Source organism: bacterium (genome assembly GCA_040753555.1).
Lineage (GTDB): Bacteria > UBA9089 > UBA9088 > UBA9088 > UBA9088 > JBFLYE01.
Genome location: JBFMDZ010000204.1, coordinates 1 through 3,564, shown reverse-complemented (window position 1 = coordinate 3,564; position 3,564 = coordinate 1). Strand labels below are relative to the sequence as shown.

Below are 3,564 nucleotides of genomic sequence, written 5' to 3'. Positions count from 1 at the left end.
CAATTTGCTTTCTAATAAATAAATCGGAGTTTTTGCCTCTTTTCTTTAGAACTTTTTTGTCAAAGAACAATCAATTCAATTGAAACAATACTAACGACTTATCGAAAATTCGGTCAAGTTGAGTATATAATATATCGGCATTTTTGAGAGGAAACCTTAAGAGGCTTTTTTTGCGAAAAATATTTTCTTATTTTCCAGGAAGGCTTGATAATATAGCCTTTATAACTTCACCGAGAATTGCTAACTTGAATGGTCATCTCATTATGATGACAGAGCAATCTTAACCACTATTTTATCTCCCGGCGAATTTACCTCACCAATCCCATTAGAAGAACCTCAACAGCCCTGGCACTTAAGACTTCCTTTCAAAGATAAAGAACTTGAAGGATTAAGAGATGAGGTTTTATCAGCCATAAATAGGCTTTATGTTATGTATTACAAGCCCCACAATTGGACGCCGGCTTTAAGGATTGAAATAGCATCTTCTATTGCCACAAATAATTCTCGGATAGCAATATTGCTTCAAGGACTTAAATATCAATCTGGCACACCCGGTATTCTTGAGCCATATCCCCTTTATATCGCAGACCGTATGGTAAAGCATCTTGGAGGTGCAATTCCAGCCTGTAGACAAACCGCTACCAGAAGAATGACCGAGTTACATCAAGGGGATATCGGAGAAATATTTTTCAGTATGCATGGTTATAGAACTGAAAGTGGAAGGTAAATATGAGCGACGAAAGAACAAATATTGAGCAATTAATCAGCACCTCTGAACGGATTGGAACAATAGGTTCTCCTTCTTCTACCAGTGAACTTTCTTTAGACATCCTTGGCACTGCTGTTGGTAAAAAATTGGTGGGAGAACTTGCATTTTTCAGATTTTCTCAGGATGGTAAGCCTCATTATGCCTTAGGACAAATCACAGAGGTTCAACTAAGGAATATTTGGCTTGAAGATCCAACAATGAGGTCTCTTACAAGACAAAGAGGCCAGGTTAATCCTGTGAGTGGACAGCAAGATACCCACTTAGGAGATATGACGGTAAGCGCAGTATTTAGGGATGTGAGCAATAGATTTGAACCAGGTATTTTAGGAACTGTTCCAGCTACCGGCACATTTATCCATTTAGCAACTGACCAAATATTAAACAGGTTGTTAGAAAGGTATAGGGATGAAATATTTTATTTGGGTTATGTCTATGGCTCAACGCCAAAACTTCCTCTTTGGTTTAAGCATTTCGGAATAGGACCAAATGGAGCTGGTGAGGCATATCATCTCGGCATATTTGGTAAAACCGGCTCGGGTAAATCTGTTCTGGCAAAAATGATCCTATTAGCATATGCTCGTTATCCCAAAATGGCTCTTCTCGTTATTGATCCTCAGGGTGAATTTAGCAAAGATATGCTAAATGAAAGAACCGGAAATGGTTTTGTCTTACCGATGAAGAAAATAACTCAAGTTTTAGGTAAGAATAGCTTCGTTATGACTGTCAGAAATTTGGTTTTGGACAGGTGGGAGTTGTTTGAGCAAATTTTCTTCGAGTCCTTGTTTTTTGAGCGACTGACTATTCCCAAAGGAGAAAACCGAGAACTTGCCTGTAGCATTCTCTCTGACAAATTACAAAAGGCTAAAGTTAGACTTGAAGAACTCCACGCAAGGGTCTCCTTTGATAAAGCATGGAGTCTTCTTAAAGATGAGAGGGTCCAAAAAGTTTTTTACCGCACTGAGGCTTCAAGACTTCGTTTTGATACTGCTATCAAAGAAGCTGACGCAAATGAATTTTATAAGGAATATTGGACGCCAATAACTGAGTTGTTCAGAATAGATAGAAGTGGTGCAAAGAGTGTGAATAAAGCCTTAAGTTGGCTTCTAAATCCAGAAACAGAGGTAAGACCTATCCTTGTCATTGATCTCTCAAAAGAACAAGCAAAAGACTTGTTTTGGAATGATAAAATTCAAGCTTTAGTGATAAAGCGACTTCTCGATGGACTGACTCAGACGGCAGAATACTTCTACAAGGAAGGTCAAGGTCTCAATGCACTTGTTGTTATTGATGAAGCTCACCGGCTTGCTCCCCGAGACCTACCCTCTGATGATAGTGCCGCTCGGAGTGTCCGCGAAATCCTTGTGAATGCCGCGAGAACCACAAGAAAATATGGTCTCGGATGGATGTTTATTAGCCAGAGCTTATCAAGTCTCCATCGGGAAATTATTGGACAATTGAGAATATTTTTCTTTGGGTTTGGTTTGGCTTTAGGTGCTGAATTTATCTCTCTAAAAGAAATTATTGGCGGTGACCCCAATAGCCTTAAACTTTATCAACGGTTTCGTGACCCCCATAGTGCTTTTGATATTGCATCAAGGCAATATGCCTTTATGACAACAGGGCCTGTTTCGCCATTATCTTTTGCCGGGACACCATTATTTCTTACCGCATTTAATACACCAGAGGAATTCTTAAGGGTAAATAGATTGGAGGTTGTAAGATGACAATTCCCGAAATTCAGAGGATGAAGGGGGAGAAAAAGATTACTGCCCTTACTTGCTATGATTTCCAGATGGCAAAGATATTGGATAAAGCTGGGGTTGATATAGTTTTGGTGGGAGATTCTTTAGGTATGGTTGTTTTAGGTTATGAGAATACCCTTCCGGTTACAATGGAGGAGATGCTTCATCATCTAAAGGCAGTAAAGAGGGGGATAAAGAATGCCTTGTTAGTTGGTGATATGCCATTTATGTCATATAAGGTTGATATAAAAGATTCTGTCTATAATGCAGGAAGAATGACAAAAGAGGGTGGGGCAAGTGCGGTAAAGCTTGAGGGAGGCATTGAGATTATCCCAACCATAAAGGCAATGTTGGATGCAGATATTCCGGTAATGGGTCATATTGGCTTAAGGCCACAGGCAATTCATAAAATGGGCGGCTATAAGGTGCAAAGGGATGAAGGTCTAATAGAAGAGGCAAAGGCACTTGAAGAGGCTGGTATATTTTCCCTTGTCCTTGAATGTATCCCAGGAAGCCTTGCTAAGAAAATAACAGAATCTTTAAAAATTCCAACAATTGGTATTGGTTCGGGGATATATTGCGATGGACAAATCTTGGTTTTGAATGACATAATTGGTTTAACCGAGAGGTCTCCCAAATTTGTCAGGAGGTATTTGAATATGAAAGATGAAATTTCAAATGCAATAGAAAGATTTATTGAGGATGTTTCAAAAGGCGATTTTCCCAAAAAAGAGGAAAGCTATGAATGAAAATGCAAAAGTCAAAATGAACATAATGAATTATTTTGAGGTGAAACAATAGGAACATCAGTTAAGACAAATGGTTCTATAAGACTTAGGGAGGTAAATGGGAAAATTGCAATCGGGGATATGGTAAAGATGCTTAAGATAACAAGGCAGGCAGCACTTAAAGAGATTTCTAAATTCCCATTTTCCGCTCTTATTTACAATAGGAATTGAATTTCCAAAAAAAATCTAAAGTTTAACCCTCTTAAAAACCGATATATATAATAGATAGAATGATAGAAGATATTTTAAGAAGACAAAATCAAGT

At 38.4% G+C, this 3,564-nt stretch carries 3 protein-coding genes; all 3 read left to right on the top strand.

The features are described from left to right. Positions 1-430: 430 nt before the first annotated feature. Genes AB1630_11270 through panB form a run of 3 tightly spaced genes read left to right on the top strand, consistent with a single transcriptional unit; the run spans position 431 to position 3,260 of the window. Positions 431-727 carry a hypothetical protein gene (locus AB1630_11270; protein ID MEW6104373.1) on the top strand — a complete coding sequence of 99 codons (297 nt, stop codon included), beginning with the start codon at positions 431-433 and terminating at the stop codon, positions 725-727. A 2-nt stretch (positions 728-729) separates the two neighbouring features. Further along, a complete protein-coding gene (locus tag AB1630_11265) occupies positions 730-2,493 on the top strand; it encodes a DUF87 domain-containing protein (GenBank protein MEW6104372.1) in 1,764 nt (587 codons plus the stop codon). Next, positions 2,490-3,260, top strand: a complete 771-nt coding sequence (gene panB / locus AB1630_11260) for a 3-methyl-2-oxobutanoate hydroxymethyltransferase (protein MEW6104371.1) — start codon at positions 2,490-2,492, stop codon at positions 3,258-3,260. Before AB1630_11265 ends, panB begins: the two co-directional genes overlap by 4 nt. The last annotated feature ends 304 nt before the right edge of the window (positions 3,261-3,564 follow it).

What these genes read in the sequence shown, in the direction of transcription:
- AB1630_11270 (MEW6104373.1), top strand. Translation starts at nt 431, where the DNA reads ATGTATTACAAGCCCCACAATTGGACGCCGGCTTTAAGGATTGAAATA.
- AB1630_11265 (MEW6104372.1), top strand. Translation starts at nt 730, where the DNA reads ATGAGCGACGAAAGAACAAATATTGAGCAATTAATCAGCACCTCTGAA.
- panB (MEW6104371.1), top strand. Translation starts at nt 2,490, where the DNA reads ATGACAATTCCCGAAATTCAGAGGATGAAGGGGGAGAAAAAGATTACT.